The following is an 18,047-nucleotide window of genomic DNA, read 5'->3' on the forward strand; positions in this document are numbered from 1 at the left end:
TTCAACATTTAAGAATTGATCCAAAACAAAGTCAAGTCATTGATCAAACGATATTCTAGTTGCAATCCTATATCCACTTCATTTTTTTGAAAAGAGGCATTGATCTTTCCTTCCAAAGCATTTGGCATTTGCCAAATTCTTAATACCTCACTAAAATCCACATCTCCATTCCCCCACCATTTGAACATGGCTTCTTTCGCACTCCACAATAAAGTGAGTAATTGAATTCTATCAACACTCGCATGATCAACCATCTGCAATTCTTCAAGGTGTAGAAATTTATGTTTGATCTTTTCAACACGCGGCGTTAAAAGTTCAATATCGACTCCTACCCTTTCTGTTTTGCTGACAATAGCAGCTGCAAAATTTCCACAGTGCGAAATAGAAAAATGATATTGTTCATCTGGAAGAAACGGTTTTCGCGTATCTGCGATCTCAATGAGTTCAGCAGGAAAATCCGGAAACAAATACCCTAACAAATAGCGACCCGCCAGATGTTGTAAGCGTTTAAGGGGATGAGCGATTTCTTTTTTCAATGAAACCTTCTCCAAAAAAAATGATTCGGTCTCAGTGATCTCCCATACTGCTAAACGAGTATCGTGGTTGATATCTTGTTGATAAAACAGAGGCACTTGGAATGATTGCGTTTTAGATTGCAGATTTAAGATTTATTTGCATCCCAACCCAAAAAACTAACGAATAATGATCCTGACAGATAAGCGCATACTTGAGGAAATGGATAAAGGCACCATTAAAATTGAACCTTACAATCGTGCCGATCTGGGCAGTAACAGCTATGATGTTCATCTGGGAAAGACTTTGGCAGTATATGTCGATGAAGTATTGGATGCCAAAAAACACAATAAGATCGAATATTTTGATATTCCGGATGAAGGATATGTGCTTGAGCCGCACAAGTTTTACCTCGGCGTTACACTTGAGTACACGGAAACACATGCCCACGTACCTTTTCTGGAAGGAAAATCCTCAACAGGTAGACTTGGTATCGATATTCACGCAACTGCAGGTAAAGGTGATGTAGGATTTTGTGGTAACTGGACACTCGAGATCTCTTGCAAACAACCTGTACGGGTATATCATGGAATGCCGATCGGACAGCTGATCTACTTCCCTGTTGAAGGAGAGATCGAAGTAAAATACAATCAGAAATCCAACGCCAAATACAGCGGTCAACCCAATAAGCCGGTGGAGAGTATGATGTGGAAGAATAAATTTTAGTTGTGAATGGTCAATTATGAGTAGTGAATAGTCAGTAGTGAGTATATGTTTTAGATGTAGAACATACTCATTGATCATTGACAATTCACCATTCACAATGCCTAACTCACTACTGACTATTCACTACTCACTCAATTCAGCCTCCAAATCGCTGCATTGAGCAAGAGTGCAAAGCTTACCCAGGAGATGTAGGGCACCAAAAGCCATGCTGCTAACTTCGAGTGTTTCGCGAAATGCAAAATGGTCATTAGTATTAAGATCCAAAGTGCGATCATTTCAATCAATGCCCATCCGGTGGCGTGCAATCCGAAAAAAATAAATGACCAGCAGAAGTTGAATAGGAATTGTAAAATAAACAATTGTAATGCCTGATTTCTTGCTTTTGATACAGGTTGTTTCCATATCAGGTATGCGCTGACACCCATTAAGAAATAAAGGGTTGTCCATACCGGACCAAATAACCAATTGGGTGGATTGAATGAAGGTTTATTGAGAGATGCATACCAAGTAGGTATTTCATTCACTGTTACCAATCCACCTACTGCACCTAACGAAACACAAAGTACAATGGAGGTAATTAATTTTATGAGATCAGATTTTTTCATGTTTCTTGATATAAGCTATTAATAATCCAACCACCTCATCATAACTACGTAAACCTTCGGCCTGATCGTTGGCTTTCAGATATCTTTCATAAAGATCATTGAATGCAGGTGATATCTTGTTACTACGTTGCTGAAAAAAGGTCCTTATTTCTTTTCGATCTTTTCGCACCAATGTATCCAATCGCTCGCGATTCTGCTGAATAACGGATTCGAATCGAACAGAGTCTTTTGCCAATGCCAGCATAAATAACTCCTCTCGTTGGGCATAGGTAAACAACTCATTCAATGCTGAATAACGGAAATAAGGATCATTGGTTGATAAAGCTGCGAGAAATCCCACAAAATTGGCTTCACTCTCACTGGCATATCCAAGTTGATGTCCGATCTCATGACAAGACACAAAAGGAATCAATACACGAGGAATATCCTTCCGAACCTGTCCTTCCCCGGAAAATGGATTGTAGTAGCCGGTAAAAGACAACCAGTCAGCGATAGGGGTAAATAGACTCGGCTTCAGCGAACGTTGTGTATAATTCAGAAAAAAGTATTGATCCGACAATCGGCTATACCCGATTCCAGCCATCCGAAAAATACTGTCTACCGGTGGTTCTGGCAGTACGGTATCCGATAATCGCAGACGGCAGGCATTCAAACTATCGATCAGGCGATTGGTCAATTGAATCACTTCCTCTGTTTCATATTCTTTGGTAGATAATTTCAATTGATGAGCGATCCCCAACCGATCATAGTTCAAGCCCCATAACAGTCTGAAAATGATATAGATATACAATATTTTGCCAAATAATTTCAATGCTATGGGAATCACAGAATGTCGATTGAGCTTCCCCCCGACCAATCGTATAATAAAACGGATAAGTCCGACTATTAGACTGATAATGAATAGAATATAAAGAACATCCCCCACACTGAACGGTACCCATTTGGTCACGGCTCTTAGAAGATAGGATATACCTTTGTAGATTCCGGTACTGTACCAATTTTCAATAATTGAAGGAAAATAACCCAGCAAATGCAATAGCAAGGCTATAAAAAGGAGCGATCCTGTTTTTATCCAGATCAAAGGGGATGGTTTCTGACCTTCATTCATGGTTACAAATATGGGATTTCCTCTTGATTCAGGTCTGTTGATAAGTAGAAAGCCTTGAAAGGCAATTTTCTCTTGGCATTTCCGCCATTATGGACTACCTTTGCAAGCCCTTAAAAATCGGTTATGAGTCATCGGCGGGAATATGAGATAGCTTTTGTGGGTTTAAAGCCGGGGACTCATGTATACGAATACCGTATTGAGGACAAGTTCTTTACGAGTTATGGAGAGCAGGATTTCAACAACTGCATCGCCAATATAAAATTGAGTTTGGAGAAGAATAACAACTTCATGCAACTCAAGTTTGATATTGACGGTACATTGGAGACTCCTTGCGACAGATGTGGAAACCAATTGCCGTTACAACTCTGGGATGAGTTCAACATCATTGTAAAAATGGTGGACGACCCTGAAATCATGAATGAGCAAGAAGAAGATCCTGATGTGTATTATATCAGTCGAGGAGAAAGCCATCTGTACCTGAGCGATTGGATCTATGAATTCATCAACCTCAGTATTCCGCTCCAGAAAATGTGTAAGGAAAGTGAAGTGGGTGGTCCACTGTGTAATAAAGAAGTGTTGGAGAAATTGAAGAAGATGGAAGAAGAAGCACAAAAAGACCAACACAAAACGGTTTGGAAGGGACTAGAAAAATTTAAAGATTTAGAATAAACATTATTGATACTCTAAAATTCGAGATATGCCGAATCCTAAACGCAGACATTCACAGCAGCGCAGTGCAAAAAGAAGAACGCACTACGTAGCACAGGAAGTTACATTGAGCAAAGACAGCACCACAGGTGAAACACACGTACGCCATCGTGCACACGTGAGCGAAGGTAAATTGTTCTATAAAGGGAAACTGGTAGCTGAGAAAGCACCATTGAAAGCTTAATCCTTTTAGTACAGTTTAACCAAGCTTACCGCGCATGAATATTGGCATAGACATGATGGGTGGAGATTTTGCACCGCTGGAAGCGGTGAAGGGACTGAAACTTTATCTGTCTACCAGTACACCTGTTGCCTCACTATATTTAATAGGTGATGAAACACTGATCAACCCTCTGTTGGAGGAGCATCAGGTTACATCACCTAATTTGCATTTGGTACATGCCCCGGAAGTGATCGGTTATCATGAACACCCTACCAAGGCATTAAAAGAAAAGCAACGTTCTTCGATCGCTATCGGATTTCACTTGCTTGCTACCGGTAAAATTGATGCATTCATCAGTGCAGGAAATACCGGAGCTATGTTGGTGGGTGCGATGTACAGCATCAAACCTATTGCAGGCGTTGCACGTCCCACGATTTCAACCATCATCCCTAAATTGAAAGGCGGAACCGGTTTATTGGTGGATGTTGGATTGAATGCAGATTGCAAACCAGAGCAACTAAATCAGTTTGCATTATTGGGAAGTTTATATGCTCAGCATATTCTCAATATCACCAATCCTTCTGTAGGATTAGTGAATGTTGGAGAAGAAGAAGGCAAGGGCAATATTCTTGCACAAGCCACCTACCCTCTTTTAAAAGAAAATACACAAATCAATTTCATCGGAAACATAGAAGGTCGCGATATCTTTCAGGATAAGGCCGATGTAATGGTGTGTGATGGCTTTACCGGTAATATCATTCTGAAACTAGCAGAATCTATTTACGATATCGCGGTAGAAAGAAATCTCTCCTCAGATAGCTACTTTAATCGCTTCCACTATGAGAACTATGGCGGCACCCCTGTATTGGGAGTCGCTAAGCCTGTTATTATTGGTCATGGTATCAGTAATGATATCGCTTTCAAGAACATGATCGCATTGGCTGAAAAAATGATCGAGACCGATCTCTGCGGTAAGATCACCAGCAGTTTTAGCGCTTAATTCCTAGTTATTTATTGCCACTGAAGACTCAGAAGATCACAGAAACGCTTCAGTGCCCCTCTGTGCCCTCAGTGGCAAACCATTTTCCATCACGAATTACAACCGCTCATCATTTTCAAAGAATCGCTGAAAATAGACTATAAATAATCTATTCAACTGATTATCAATATGTAATAAGCTTACTAAGCTATTTTGCAACAGATATTACTTTCCTTAAGATGGTACTATGTGTTGCATAGTACCAAAAGTTGACATATCTTTGTTCTATCAAATTAAAAAACACAAAAACAACCGTTATGAAAAAGTTAGTCAACAACCTCCAGATTTTCGCGATGATCGCTTTGATCCCTGCTATTACTATTGCTTATTTGCACACGGATAAAGCAACTACTGAAGATGAATCAGAAAAAACAGAAATCGTACGCAAAGGAATCAATATCCAAGATGCTGGAAGCATGATCCATTTAGTGAAAAGCTTCTAATTCAAAAGATATGATGCAACAACGTACATCGCTGCAGATCAGTAAGGGCAGTGGTGCTACATGGTACTCTTAGGTACATCACTACCCTTTTCTCTATCGTTTATTCACATATTCGCATTAAAAACGGCCGAACTGTTCAACAGCCGTAGCAAAACTTTACCTTTGCACAAACAAACGTTAGTTTTAGCATGTGGCTGAATAATATCCTCGAAACGATAGGTAATACCCCCCTGATCAAACTCAATAAAGTAGCAAAAGACATTCCTGCCACCGTGCTGGCCAAGGTTGATTATTTCAATCCCGGTAACTCTATCAAAGACCGTATGGCTTTGAAAATGGTGGAAGTGGCCGAACAAGAAGGCAAACTCAAACCTGGCGGAACCATCATCGAAGGTACCAGTGGAAATACGGGTATGGGATTGGCATTAGCAGCCTGTGTAAAGGGTTACAAATGCATATTTGTTACCACCGATAAACAATCCAAGGAAAAAGTTGACATCCTCAAAGCAGTCGGTGCAGAAGTGATTGTTTGTCCCACCAACGTTCTCCCCGAAGATCCTCGCAGTTATTATAGTGTCGCCAAAAGACTGGGACAAGAGATTCCCAATTCCATGTACATGAACCAATATGATAATTTGGCGAATCGTCAGGCTCATTACGAAACCACCGGACCGGAAATCTGGGAACAAACAGAAGGTAAGATCACACATTTTGTGTGTACCGCTGGAACTGGCGGCACGATCACCGGTACAGCTATGTACTTGAAAGAAAAAAATCCCAATATCAAAGTATGGGCAGTTGATGTATACGGCTCATTGCTGACAAAATATTTCAAGACAGGTGAGATCGATATGAATGAAGTACATCCTTATATCTCCGAAGGTTTTGGTGAAGATTTTGTTCCCGGAAACTACGATATGAGTGTGATCGATGAGTTTGTGCAGGTTACTGATAAAGATGGAGCAGTAATGGCCCGTCGCATCGCTAAAGAAGAAGGATTGTTTTGTGGATATAGCGCAGGTAGTTGCTTACAAGGCTTGATGCAATTAAAAGCAAGTTTGACAAAAGATGATGTAGTAGTTTGTGTGTTCCATGATCATGGCAGCCGTTATGTTGGTAAAGTCTACAATGACCAGTGGATGATGGAACGTGGTTTCCTGGATGTAAAAACTTTCAAAGACATTGTGAACGGAAGAGGCGGACAAAAACTCATCACGGTATCACCGGAACATACGGTTGCAGATGCAGTGGAGTTGATGAAGAAATATGATATCGAACAGATCCCGGTATTGAAAGATGGTGAGATCAAAGGTTCTTTGAGTGAAGGAGGACTGTTTCAAAAAATATTCAGTAACCCTGAATTAAAAGATGCTACAGTTGCAAGTGTGATAGAACATCCCTACCCTGTTGTTGATTTTCTTACGCCGGTTGAAAAGATCGGTACACTGATCAATAAAGAAAATGGTGCAGTATTAGCGAAAGATGAGAAAGGAGATTTCCATATCATCACGAAGTATGATGTGATTCAAAGTTTGGCGAAGTAAATAATAAAAAGTCTAGGGTATCTAAAACCCTAGACTTTTTTTAATGCTGCTAACGCTGTTTCCAATTCTACAACAGATCTGTATTACTAATCCCTTTCTTCTTTGAAACGCTTTGATCAAGCTTTCCAAAACTCCATGTCAAAGACATTGTCACACCTCTGAATCGATTAAACGTTTTAACTTCTGAGGCAAAATTTGCATCGGCAAATTCTCTGATCCTCAAAAACTCTCCTCGTTTATTGAACAGATTATTGATACTTACACTCGCAAATAATTTTCCTTTGGAAATAATATACCGACTACCGAATCCATAGGCATAGTAGGCATTGACATTTCCTTGAAGCAATAAAACCGGAAAATAATAATTAGCAAACCAGGTTGCTATAAGCTTACTTCCGATTTCATAAGATCCATTAGTACCTGTCTGGCCCGAGAAGCCTTGATTGGTTTGTTGTCCTAAACTTGGGCTTGCGATCCTGAGATATGAGATATTACCATTGAAATTTAATCTGACAGATTTCGATGGCGTTGCATTAAGGCCAATATTCAAAAAAGCAATGCGGCTTGTTCCTCCGTTTTGAGGCTGAAACGTAGTAACACCAGTGCTCTTGTTAAAGAAATACCCATAGATGATGTAACTGTTACTAAAGTTGTATCCCAAGCTAAATGTGGTAAATATTTTCTTTCCACTTAATCTGTACTGAAAATTCATTACATGAGATAATTGAGGTCCTAAATTTGGATTGCCTGTTGATACATTCAGGGAATCGATGTTATTTACAAACGGATTCAGCGCGTTCACATAAGGTCGGTTAAGTCTTTGACTATAACTAAAAGAAAAATAAGATCCGTTTTTTGTCCTAGCACCTACTAAGAAATTAGGCAACCATCTTGTATAAGATTGTTGCACTGCAGTACCTGTAGAAATAAAATTACCGTTAATAACTGTATGTTCCATCCGTAATCCGATGCGAAAATTTAGCCTCCCGGATGTGAAACTCTTACTTGCATAAGTACTATACACATTTTGATGATAATTAAAATTATCAGAGTTCAAAGGATTAGGCTGATAAGTACCACTAGCAGTGCTTTTGATATAACTCTGGTAATCTGAAATAGCCCGACGTAAAATAGCTTTAGCTCCTATTTCCAAGATCCGTTTATTTTTTCCGGGAAGGATGTAATCGGTTTGTATGGTGTATTGTTTATCACTGGAAATATTATCATTCAAAATAAATCGGTCACTACCTGTGCTATTATACTGAGCGCTTGTATTTCTAAGATCATTATCTCCAAATACACCATAAAGCTTGATCGTAAATTCTTTGGCAGGGTTACTCTTGAACTTCTTTATATAATCTATTCCTGAACTTAGATCAATGGATTTTTGATTCTGAACACTCAAAAAATCACTTTGGATTGTAGTTGTACTTGGATTTCCTTCCAATGTAAACAATCTGCTTTTATCACTTTCATTTCTGGTTCGATCAAATGTCCCATAAATACTTATGGCGTTCATAGAGTCGATCTCATATGTCAACTCCCAATTGCCTTCAGGTGAATACGTGCTACTCTGGGAAATACCAGTACTCGTTCTTTTTGAAAAAGCAGCACTGGATAATGAGCGGATAGTTTCATTCTCACGGTAAATAAAATTCTGGTTACCGTCATAAAGCAAACCCACGACAAGACCTACTTTATCTTTTTTCATATTGAATGTCATATTCCCACCACGCGCCACATTTGAACTCCAATCAAAAGGATTAAAGTAGTTGTTCCAAATATCCACGGAAGCATTGTATCCTATGACATTTTTCTTAGTAATAATATTAATGAGTCCTCCTACGCCTTCTGCATCATATTTTGCAGAAGGATTCGTGATGATATCTATCCGCTTAATAATACTACCCGGGTAGTTTTTTAGTGCCTCACTGGCATCTCTTGCAAATTGTGCTGTTTCTCTCCCATTTACCAAAACCCTGAAACTAGTTTGTCCATTGATCATCACTTTCCCATTTCCATCTACACTAACCATGGGTGTTTTTTTCAATAGATCCAATGCTTTTTCCGAGTTAGCCATCGGATCGTTTTCAGCATTATAACTAATCCCGTCTTCGCGCATGGAAACCAATCTCTTTGTATTCGTAACCGTTACTCCCTGTAATTCTTTGATTGAAGTTTTTAAAATAATACTCCCAACATCCATATCCTCTTTATTCAGCATAACACGATTCCAGCTTACTTCATATCCTTCCAGACTTACCTGCAGCCAATGCTCTCCTGTATTGGAATGAGTAATTAAAAATTTACCTTTTGAATCTGTATATGTCATGGATATTACCTTTTCTTTTTTTTCCTTGAATAAAGCAATAGTGGCATATTGAAGCGGATGTCCGATAGAGTCTATAACTGTTCCCGTCATTTTTGTAGCTAACTGCGCAAACGACCAATCAAAACAATAACAGAAAAGCGTAAACAGTAAGATCTTTTTCATCGTGGCGTTTTTTAACCTTAATGCCGAGAATTTTTCATTTTGAAAAAAAGCAGCTTTGGCGGTAATTTTACAATATTGATATACTACTATCGTGCTATCTCAGTCAACGTTACTGACATTATCACCATCTTCGAGTTAAAGTCAACGTATAGCGACTATGAGTCTACAGAAAACCTTTTCCGATAAGATCAATCGAATCGTTTCATTGGTGCCTTCTCAAACAGAATTATTGTTTGACCTAGGGTTGGAAGAAGAGGTGGTAGGAATCACCAAATTCTGTATTCATCCAGATCATTGGTTCAGGAATAAAGCCAGGATCGGAGGTACAAAAGATGTAAAATTTGATCGCGTCAAATCTTTATCACCAACACTTATCATCGCTAACAAAGAAGAAAATGTAAAGGAACAAGTGGAAGCATTAGCTGCGCTTGCACCTGTTCATACCACAGATATCAGTACATTAGAAGATGCGTGTAATATGATACAAGAAATAGGTAAACTCACAAATACCTTATCAAAAGCAAAAGAGATCATTACACATATTCAAACAGGTTTTATAAAACTTTCAGCACAACTGCAGCAACAAAGCACCAAAACTTGTTTATACCTGATCTGGAAAGATCCTTACATGTCTGTTGGAAGCGACACATTCATCCATGATATGATGTTACGTTGTAAACTTGAGAACGTTATTGCAAACCAAACACGCTACCCTTCTATCACCATTGAGCAAATACAAGTATTGGCACCGGAGATCATCTTACTATCTTCTGAACCTTATCCTTTTAAAGAAAAACATATCGCTGAATTACAAACACATGTTCCCGGTGCAACGATCCTACTCGCCGATGGAGAAATGTTCAGTTGGTATGGGAGCAGATTACAGCATTCTCCTGCCTATTTTTGCGGTTTATGGAACACAATCAACAGTTCATCCACAACCCTAAAAAGCTAACAATCGTTTGCGGATTGTAAAGTATCTTGCCGCCGATTTAAGACCATAGATGTGAATGGTGAATGGTCAATTGTAAATATCTTACTATTTATTATTGACCATTCACTATTCACAATTCACATCTAAAATAAACCAACCATGAAAAAGTACAGAGCCGGGGTATTATTCGGTGAAGAATTAGAAGCATTGTATAATGATGCAAAAGACAATCAATTTGCATTGCCTGCTGTAAATACGATTGGTACCAATACCATCAACGCAACATTGGAAACAGCTGCTAAAGTAAATTCTCCGGTGATCATACAATTTTCAAATGGCGGCGCTCAGTTTGTTGCCGGAAAAGGTATGCCCAATGATGCATTACAAGGTAATATTTCCGGTGGTATTTCTGGAGCCTTACATATTCACAATGTTGCAAAACACTACGGTGTTCCTGTAGTGTTACATACAGACCACGCTGCTAAAAAATGGTTACCATGGGTGAGTGGATTGATCGATGCGGGTGAACAGTTTTATAAAGAAAAAGGCCAGCCTTTGTTTAGTTCACATATGCTTGATCTATCAGAAGAACCCATCGAAGAAAATATCCATACTTCAGTTGAGTTTTACAAACGCATGGCTCCGCTTGGAATGAGCATTGAGATCGAATTAGGCGTTACCGGTGGTGAAGAAGATGGTGTTGATAATAGTGGTATCGAAAATGATAAATTATATACACAACCACAGCATGTGGCATACGCATATACAGAACTGAGTAAAGTGGGCAAGCTCTTTACCGTAGCTGCTGCTTTTGGTAATGTACACGGTGTATACAGTCCTGGTAACGTAGAACTTCGCCCTGAAATTCTGAATAACAGTCAGCTCTTTATTGAGCAGGAACTGAAAACAGGACCTAAACCAGTGTATTTCGTTTTCCATGGAGGTAGTGGTTCACCGCAACACCAGATTCGTGAAGCGATCAGCTACGGTGCAATCAAAATGAATATCGATACGGATCTTCAGTGGGCTTTCTGGGAAGGCATCAGAGACTTCTACAAGAAGAATGAAGCTTACCTGCAAGGACAACTCGGTAATCCTGAAGGTGCTGATAAACCTAATAAAAAGTTCTATGATCCCCGCGTATGGCTCCGCAAAGCCGAAGAAAACTTCGCTAAGCGCCTGGAAGTCGCTTTTGAGGATCTGAATTGTATCAATAGAAACGCTTAGTAGTTAATAGTTCATGGTCCATAGACCATAGTAGGAAATTTTTTTACTATGGACTATGGACCATGAACTTTGGACTATCCCCCATTACTCACTTTTCCCTATCTTAGCCGCCCAATCTATTGCCTCGTTATGAAAAAAGAACGTGAAGAAGATTTTGAAGCAAATTTAACCGGAGAAGGCCCTCAGGGTGAAGATACCAAGCCTCGTTGGTTCAAGCGCATACGTAAGGGTATCTTGACTTCGACTGCGGATAAAAAAGAAACACCGGAAGGACTTTGGAATAAATGTCCGGAATGTAATTATATATGTACTACAACAGAACTTTCTGAAAATCTGTATGTGTGTCCAAAATGTAATCACCACCACAGAATTGGAAGTGCTGATTATTACGACTTCTTATTTGACAACAGTGAATACACAGAGTTGTTTGACCAGATCAAGAGTAAGGATGCACTCGGATTTACCGATCTGAAACCTTATCAGAAACGACTGGATGAAATTCATGCCAAGACCGATCTGAAAGATTCAATGCGTGTTGCCACCGGAAAAGTGGATGGAGAAGGTTTTGTGATCGCATGTATGGATTTTGAATTCATTGGTGGTTCATTGGGAAGTGTGATGGGCGAAAAATTCAGTCGCGCTGTAGACTATTGTATCGAGCACAAACTACCTTATTTGGTCATCAGCAAGAGTGGTGGTGCACGTATGATGGAAAGTGCTTTCAGTCTGATGCAGTTGGCCAAGACCAGCGGAAAACTCTCTCAATTGAGTGACGCGGGTCTCCCCTATATTTCATTACTCACCGATCCTACATTTGGTGGTATCTCTGCCAGCTTTGGTATGCTGGGTGATCTTAATATTGCCGAACCCGGTGCCCTCATTGGCTTTGCCGGTCCTCGTGTGATCAAAGAAACCATCAAAAGAGATCTTCCCGAAGGCTTCCAAAGAAGTGAGTTCTTATTGGAACATGGATTCCTCGACTTTATTGTTGAGAGAAAACAACTGAAACAGAAACTGGCTCAACTGGCCATGCATTTCAGAAAATAAGAACAGAATGTTACCCACACACTGCCATGGCAAAAGAAATGAACAACAGGCAGGCTTATTACAATTACCACATTGAAGATAAATATGTGGCCGGTATTGTATTGCTAGGAACTGAAGTGAAATCCATACGCGATGGCAAAGTAAGCTTCAATGACGCTTTTTGTTTGTTTGATGATGGTGAACTCTGGGTACGAGGATTATATATCGCAGAATACTCTCATGGCACTGCCAATAATCATATTGCCGTTCACGACAGAAAACTACTCTTACAAAAAAGAGAATTAAAAAAGATACAAGCCAAATTAAAAGAGAAAGGATACACAGTGATTCCCCTACGTGTTTTCCTGAATGATAAAAACCTGGTGAAAGTAGAGATCGGACTAGGAAAAGGTAAAAAACTCCACGATAAGCGAGAGACTATAAAAGACAGGGATGTTCAAAAAGAAATCAAGCGATTTTTAAAATAAAGTTTGATTCGATGATCTTTGATTTCTTGATTTGAATAAATAAATCAAGAAATCAAAGATCAAAAAATCAAAGATCTATTTAGCGAGTTTCACTTTCAAGTTCTGATCCAACGCTTCCAGAAACTCTTCTGTATACAGATAGTGCTCACCATGGTTAACTTTATTTCCATGGATACATACTGCCAGGTCTTTTGTCATCTTTCCGCTCTCAACAGTTTCAATACACACTTGCTCTAGTGCCTGACAGAAATTGATCAGCTCCTGATTACCATCCAGTTTTCCACGGAACTCTAAACCTCTGGTCCATGCAAAGATCGATGCGATCGGATTGGTAGATGTAGGTTTACCTTTCTGGTGTTCACGGTAGTGACGTGTTACAGTTCCATGTGCAGCTTCTGCTTCCATCACTTTTCCGTCAGGAGTAACAAGTGTAGAAGTCATCAGACCCAAAGAACCAAAACCTTGTGCTACGGTATCACTTTGTACATCACCATCGTAGTTCTTACAAGCCCATACGAAATTGCCATTCCACTTCAGTGCACTGGCTACCATGTCATCAATAAGACGGTGCTCATAAGTAATGCCTGCTTCAGTGAATGCAGTTTTAAATTCATTCTGATAGATCTCTTCAAAAATGTCTTTGAAACGACCATCATATTTTTTCAAAATGGTATTCTTCGTCGACAGATACAAAGGCCATTTCTTACTCAATGCCTGATTAAAACAAGCGCGAGCAAAACCTTTGATACTCTCATCAGTATTGTACATCGCTAAAGCAACCCCATCACCTTTGAAATTGAAGACTTCAAATTCTTGAACCGTTCCATCTTCTCCTTCAAACTTAATGGTCAGCTTTCCTTTTCCTTTGGTTACAAAATCTGTAGCACGATATTGATCCCCAAAAGCGTGACGACCGATACAAATCGGAGCAGTCCAGTTAGGCACCAATCTTGGTACATTCGAACAAACGATCGGCTCACGGAAAACAGTACCATCCAAAATATTTCTGATCGTACCATTAGGGCTCTTCCACATTTGTTTGAGCTTGAATTCTTTCACACGCTCTTCATCGGGAGTGATCGTAGCACATTTGATACCAACACCATACTGCTTGATTGCATTGGCTGCATCAATAGTTACCTGGTCATTGGTCTCATCACGATACTCCATTCCCAGGTCATAATATTTAATATCCAATTCCAAATATGGAAGGATCAATTTCTCTTTAATGAATTTCCAGATGATCCTTGTCATCTCATCACCATCCAGTTCTACTACGGGATTTGCTACTTTGATTTTTTGCGTCATTACGGTTTATTTTAATGATAAAACGGGCACAAATGTAACGATTTCAAGCTATTTCAGCATAAATCTACCCTTTGGTTATCCACGATGCAGAATCAGACATTTACGATCAAAACCGGTATTTGCAACGCATGCCGAACATCTTCAATGGTTTCTCCAAAAAGATAATCCTTCCACCCACTATGTCTGTGAGCCCCCATCACCACCATGTCCGCTCCAGAATCTTTTACTATTCGTATGATCTCTGTGACGCGGTTCTTATATCCTAAAATCGCTTCTGCCTGATACCCTTGCATTTTTAATTGTTCGCAATAATGATCGAGTCGTTTTTTATCTAAACGTGTTTCATCATCATCACTGGCATCTCCCAAATACTTTGCTGATACACTTTCTACCACATGTAACAGCAGGAAAGACACATTTTTATTACCCTGCGCCAAAGCATGTGCGATCAGTTTTTGATCTGCTTTGGTGAAATCCAATGCTATGGCGATTTTTTTAGTGGCTTTCACAGAAAGATTACTTAACTCCGCCCATTCACCATGCATAGCAGCATCTCTTTGCGCCCTGCGTTTTTTGAAGAAGGGAAGAAAGGTCATGGTGAGAAACAGCCAGAGAAAAATCAAGATCAATACACTTACCAATAATTTCAGGCCCCACTCCCCTTGTGCATCATAAACAGACAATGCCTCTTCTGCTACCAGTTTTACATTCAGGAATACCAATACACATGCTACTGTCCATGCTGCAACTTTCACCCATGGTTTGATCACAAAATCACCCATGGTTTCTTTATCACTTACAAAATGTATCAAGGGTATCACAGCAAATCCCAACTGTAAACTCAATATCACCTGACTAAAAACCAACAGATCATCTACTTTCCCATCACCATAGATACCGATCACCAATACAGCGGGTACAATCGCTATTAACCTTGTGATCAGTCTACGCAACCATGGGTTCAAACGCAGGCGTAGATAGCCTTCCATCACGATCTGCCCGGCAAGTGTTCCCGTGATTGTAGAACTTTGTCCTGCAGCGATCAATGCGACTGCAAAAAGAATAGGCGCCAGATGCGTTCCCAGAAGTGGTTGTAATAACTGATGTGCATCTTCAATTCTTGCTACTTCAGTATTTCCTGTTTTAAAAAAAACAGTTGCGGCTAAAACAAGAATCGCAGCATTCACAAAAAATGCAGCATTCAATGCAATAGCGCTATCAATAAAATTATATTTTAATGCGCGTTTGATACTTTTCGAATCGGCACCTATTTTTCGTGTTTGTACCAATGCTGAATGCAGGTACAGATTATGTGGCATTACTGTTGCACCAATGATGCCCACTGCGATGTACAAAGATTCATCACTCAGCATGGATGGAATAAAACCTGTTGCTACTTCACTTAAATCCGGTTTAGCCAAAAGAATTTCGATCAGAAATGAGACGCCGATGGTTGCTACCAAGGCCAGGATAAAGGCTTCCATTTTACGGATACCATAGCGCTGCAACAATAAAAACAAAAAAGTATCCAATACAGTAATGGCCACACCCCACATCAAGGGCAGTCCGGTCAACAAATGCAGACCAATGGCCATCCCTACAACCTCGGCCAGGTCTGTTGCTGCAATCGCTAGTTCTGCTAAGATGTACAAACAAAAATTAACAAGCGGAGGATATGTTTCACGATTGGCTTGTGCAAGATCTCTTCTTCTCACAATACCCAATCGGGCACTTAAACTTTGTAGTAACAATGCCATGAGATTACTCATCAATAGCACCCAGATCAGCTGGTAGCCAAACTTCGCACCACCCTGTAGATCTGTAGCCCAGTTACCAGGATCCATATATCCTACACTCACTAAATAGGCAGGTCCTAAATAGGCCAATATGCGTCTCCATCCTTTACGGGGTATTGTTGTGTCTACCGTTTCGTGTACCTCACTTAAAGAAATCGATTCATTACTTTGTTTCATCTCACACCGTTTTTACAAATAATACAGATGATAATTCCCGACTCACTGTAATGGTTTGTTGATTTTTGATTCTCAATTCCATGGATCCATCGAATTCAAACAATCTTTTGACCTCCAAGCGGGTTCCCATTTGTAGTCCTTTATGTTTGAGTAATTCCAATAACTCGGTAGATTGACTACCTACTGCCGTGATTTCTACCAATGTATTTACAGGCATGGTGGCTAATGGCTCCTGAGGTTGGGCGGTTATTTTTCCTTTACTATCCGGAATCGGATCGCCATGCGGATCGAATTTTGGGTGACCGAGGAATTCATCCAATTTATCGATGAGTTTCAGGCTACTGATATGTTCCAGTTCTTCCGCCACTTCATGTACCTCATCCCAGCCAAAATGCAATTTATCAACCAAGAAATATTCCCATAAACGGTGCTTCCGGATGATCCCCAATGCCACTTTCTTCCCTTCTGCACTCAGTTTTACACCGCGATAAGGCTCATAACTGATGATCCTTTTAGCCTTCAGTTTTTTCAACATATCGGTAACGGATGCAGGTCTGGTCTGCAACTCAGCAGACAATGCATTGGTAGTCACCACATCCTGCCCATGTTGCAAGTGATAGACAGCTTTGATATAGTTCTCTTCCGCCATGGTAAACTTCATCACCCTAAATTTATTTTTAGACAAATCTAAATTTTAATCTGCTAATTTGCAACAGATAGTTATACTTCCATTGAAAACCCTATTTTTAAGTCAAATTATGTTCATGAAACGCTGGGTACTGCTCTCTTTATTGATCATTTGCTTTGCCTGCAAAGACAAGAAAATTGATTTTTCCGGAGAAGTGCCTTTAAAAGCTGAAGATTTTATCACTGTATTCCCTAAGATCACGGGCTCCTTTTTGATCGCGGATTCCAACCTTGTCCGCAAAGCTGACACAACCAGAATTGGATACAAAGCACTGGTACAATTCATTCCGGATTCGGCTTTGAAACCATTTGTGGGGAAAGATAAAAAGACATTGATCCGTCCGGTAGGTATCATTGAAAAGGAAAATGAAAATTATCTGATACTCAACTTTACCAAACAGAAAAAAACAACAGCCGTTGTTTTTGTAACGGATAAAAAGCTTTCTTATCTCGCATCCAAAGAGTTGATCACAGATCAAAAAACGGATCAGTACTATCGATTTGTTTCCATCAATAAGGAACCCACATTCATGATCAATCGTGAAAAGATGTCATCGGATAATACTGCAAAGTTTACGCGTGCAGGATGGGTGTATAACAATGAAGGATTTTTTATGTTGGTGATCAACGATAGCAATGAAGATCCGGAAAAAACAGCGGTGATCAATCCGATAGATACATTACCCAGAAAGAATAAATGGAGTGGCGATTATGTAAAGAATGATAAAAATTACATATCCATCCGTGATGGAAAAGACCTGAACACTTACCTATTCTTTATTCATTTTGAAAAAGACAAAGGGTCATGTGTTGGAGAATTGAAAGGTGAATTCAAATTAAAGACAGGAACAACAGCCATCTATCTTCAAAATGGTGATCCCTGTGTGATCGATTTTAATTTTTCGGGTAACTATGTAAATGTGAAAGAGCAAGGCAGTTGTGGCAATCATCGAGGGATCAAATGTTTTTTTGATGATGCTTATCGTAAAAAGAGAGAACCGAAAACAAAAAAGAAAAAATCATCCTAATAAATCTCTTTGATTGTAATGGCATGAATGATC

General features: G+C 39.6%; 18 protein-coding genes. 11 read left to right on the top strand and 7 right to left on the bottom strand.

What is annotated here, in order from left to right:
• Positions 1 to 8 precede the first annotated feature (8 nt).
• Positions 9 to 632, bottom strand: a complete 624-nt coding sequence (locus ABXG83_RS04110) for a 4'-phosphopantetheinyl transferase superfamily protein (RefSeq protein WP_353550220.1) — start codon at positions 630 to 632, stop codon at positions 9 to 11.
• Positions 633 to 702: 70 nt separating this feature from the next.
• Here ABXG83_RS04110 and dcd point away from each other — a divergent pair, with 70 nt between their 5' ends.
• Complete coding sequence (gene dcd, locus ABXG83_RS04115) at positions 703 to 1,239, top strand: dCTP deaminase (protein ID WP_353550221.1); 537 nt, start codon at positions 703 to 705, stop codon at positions 1,237 to 1,239.
• 131 nt (positions 1,240 to 1,370) lie between these two features.
• Here the strand turns inward: dcd and ABXG83_RS04120 are convergent, their stop codons facing one another.
• Together ABXG83_RS04120 and ABXG83_RS04125 are read right to left on the bottom strand one after the other, a co-directional pair.
• Complete coding sequence (locus tag ABXG83_RS04120; RefSeq protein WP_353550222.1) at positions 1,371 to 1,844, bottom strand: TspO/MBR family protein; 474 nt, start codon at positions 1,842 to 1,844, stop codon at positions 1,371 to 1,373.
• Positions 1,831 to 2,952: a DUF3810 domain-containing protein gene (locus tag ABXG83_RS04125; protein WP_353550223.1), complete on the bottom strand. Its 1,122-nt coding sequence runs from the start codon at positions 2,950 to 2,952 to the stop codon at positions 1,831 to 1,833. The genes ABXG83_RS04120 and ABXG83_RS04125 overlap by 14 nt, the downstream gene beginning before the upstream one ends.
• Before the next feature lie 123 nt (positions 2,953 to 3,075).
• On the opposite strand from ABXG83_RS04125, the gene ABXG83_RS04130 reads away from it, so the two are divergent.
• The 5 genes from ABXG83_RS04130 to ABXG83_RS04150 all read left to right on the top strand — a co-directional run bounded on the left by ABXG83_RS04130 (position 3,076) and on the right by ABXG83_RS04150 (position 6,849).
• Positions 3,076 to 3,621 (top strand): DUF177 domain-containing protein, encoded by a 546-nt coding sequence (locus tag ABXG83_RS04130; RefSeq protein WP_353550224.1) that lies wholly within the window; start codon positions 3,076 to 3,078, stop codon positions 3,619 to 3,621.
• A gap of 28 nt (positions 3,622 to 3,649) precedes the next feature.
• Positions 3,650 to 3,844 (top strand): 50S ribosomal protein L32, encoded by a 195-nt coding sequence (gene rpmF, locus ABXG83_RS04135; RefSeq protein ID WP_078830450.1) that lies wholly within the window; start codon positions 3,650 to 3,652, stop codon positions 3,842 to 3,844.
• A gap of 34 nt (positions 3,845 to 3,878) precedes the next feature.
• Entirely contained in the window at positions 3,879 to 4,823 is a 945-nt protein-coding gene (gene plsX / locus ABXG83_RS04140; RefSeq protein ID WP_353550225.1) for a phosphate acyltransferase PlsX, read from the top strand.
• Positions 4,824 to 5,119: 296 nt separating this feature from the next.
• A complete protein-coding gene (locus ABXG83_RS04145; RefSeq protein WP_353550226.1) occupies positions 5,120 to 5,305 on the top strand; it encodes a hypothetical protein in 186 nt (61 codons plus the stop codon).
• Positions 5,306 to 5,493: 188 nt separating this feature from the next.
• On the top strand, positions 5,494 to 6,849 hold the full coding sequence (locus ABXG83_RS04150; RefSeq protein WP_353550227.1) for a pyridoxal-phosphate dependent enzyme: 1,356 nt from the start codon (positions 5,494 to 5,496) through the stop codon (positions 6,847 to 6,849).
• Between the two features lie 67 nt (positions 6,850 to 6,916).
• Here the strand turns inward: ABXG83_RS04150 and ABXG83_RS04155 are convergent, their stop codons facing one another.
• A complete protein-coding gene (locus ABXG83_RS04155) occupies positions 6,917 to 9,343 on the bottom strand; it encodes an outer membrane beta-barrel protein (protein WP_353550228.1) in 2,427 nt (808 codons plus the stop codon).
• Positions 9,344 to 9,500: 157 nt separating this feature from the next.
• On the opposite strand from ABXG83_RS04155, the gene ABXG83_RS04160 reads away from it, so the two are divergent.
• From ABXG83_RS04160 to smpB, 4 genes are all read left to right on the top strand, one after another.
• A complete protein-coding gene (locus tag ABXG83_RS04160) occupies positions 9,501 to 10,298 on the top strand; it encodes a helical backbone metal receptor (RefSeq protein ID WP_353550229.1) in 798 nt (265 codons plus the stop codon).
• A gap of 138 nt (positions 10,299 to 10,436) precedes the next feature.
• Entirely contained in the window at positions 10,437 to 11,504 is a 1,068-nt protein-coding gene (fbaA, locus tag ABXG83_RS04165; RefSeq protein ID WP_353550230.1) for a class II fructose-bisphosphate aldolase, read from the top strand.
• A gap of 129 nt (positions 11,505 to 11,633) precedes the next feature.
• Complete coding sequence (accD, locus tag ABXG83_RS04170) at positions 11,634 to 12,551, top strand: acetyl-CoA carboxylase, carboxyltransferase subunit beta (protein WP_353550231.1); 918 nt, start codon at positions 11,634 to 11,636, stop codon at positions 12,549 to 12,551.
• 26 nt (positions 12,552 to 12,577) lie between these two features.
• Entirely contained in the window at positions 12,578 to 13,018 is a 441-nt protein-coding gene (smpB, locus tag ABXG83_RS04175) for an SsrA-binding protein SmpB (protein WP_250685852.1), read from the top strand.
• 75 nt (positions 13,019 to 13,093) lie between these two features.
• Here the strand turns inward: smpB and ABXG83_RS04180 are convergent, their stop codons facing one another.
• The 3 genes from ABXG83_RS04180 to ABXG83_RS04190 form a co-directional block, all read right to left on the bottom strand.
• Positions 13,094 to 14,326, bottom strand: coding sequence for an NADP-dependent isocitrate dehydrogenase (locus tag ABXG83_RS04180; protein ID WP_353550232.1), 1,233 nt, complete (start codon positions 14,324 to 14,326; stop codon positions 13,094 to 13,096).
• Positions 14,327 to 14,418: 92 nt separating this feature from the next.
• Positions 14,419 to 16,299 carry an Nramp family divalent metal transporter gene (locus ABXG83_RS04185; protein ID WP_353550233.1) on the bottom strand — a complete coding sequence of 627 codons (1,881 nt, stop codon included), beginning with the start codon at positions 16,297 to 16,299 and terminating at the stop codon, positions 14,419 to 14,421.
• A 1-nt stretch (position 16,300) separates the two neighbouring features.
• The gene (locus tag ABXG83_RS04190; RefSeq protein ID WP_353550234.1) at positions 16,301 to 16,960 is read right to left on the bottom strand and encodes a metal-dependent transcriptional regulator; all 660 of its coding nucleotides are present in this window, start codon (positions 16,958 to 16,960) and stop codon (positions 16,301 to 16,303) included.
• 103 nt (positions 16,961 to 17,063) lie between these two features.
• Here ABXG83_RS04190 and ABXG83_RS04195 point away from each other — a divergent pair, with 103 nt between their 5' ends.
• Complete coding sequence (locus tag ABXG83_RS04195; RefSeq protein WP_353550235.1) at positions 17,064 to 18,014, top strand: hypothetical protein; 951 nt, start codon at positions 17,064 to 17,066, stop codon at positions 18,012 to 18,014.
• Positions 18,015 to 18,047 lie beyond the last annotated feature (33 nt).

It is taken from the genome of Sediminibacterium sp. KACHI17, from assembly GCF_040362915.1.
Classification (GTDB): Bacteria; Bacteroidota; Bacteroidia; order Chitinophagales; family Chitinophagaceae; genus Sediminibacterium.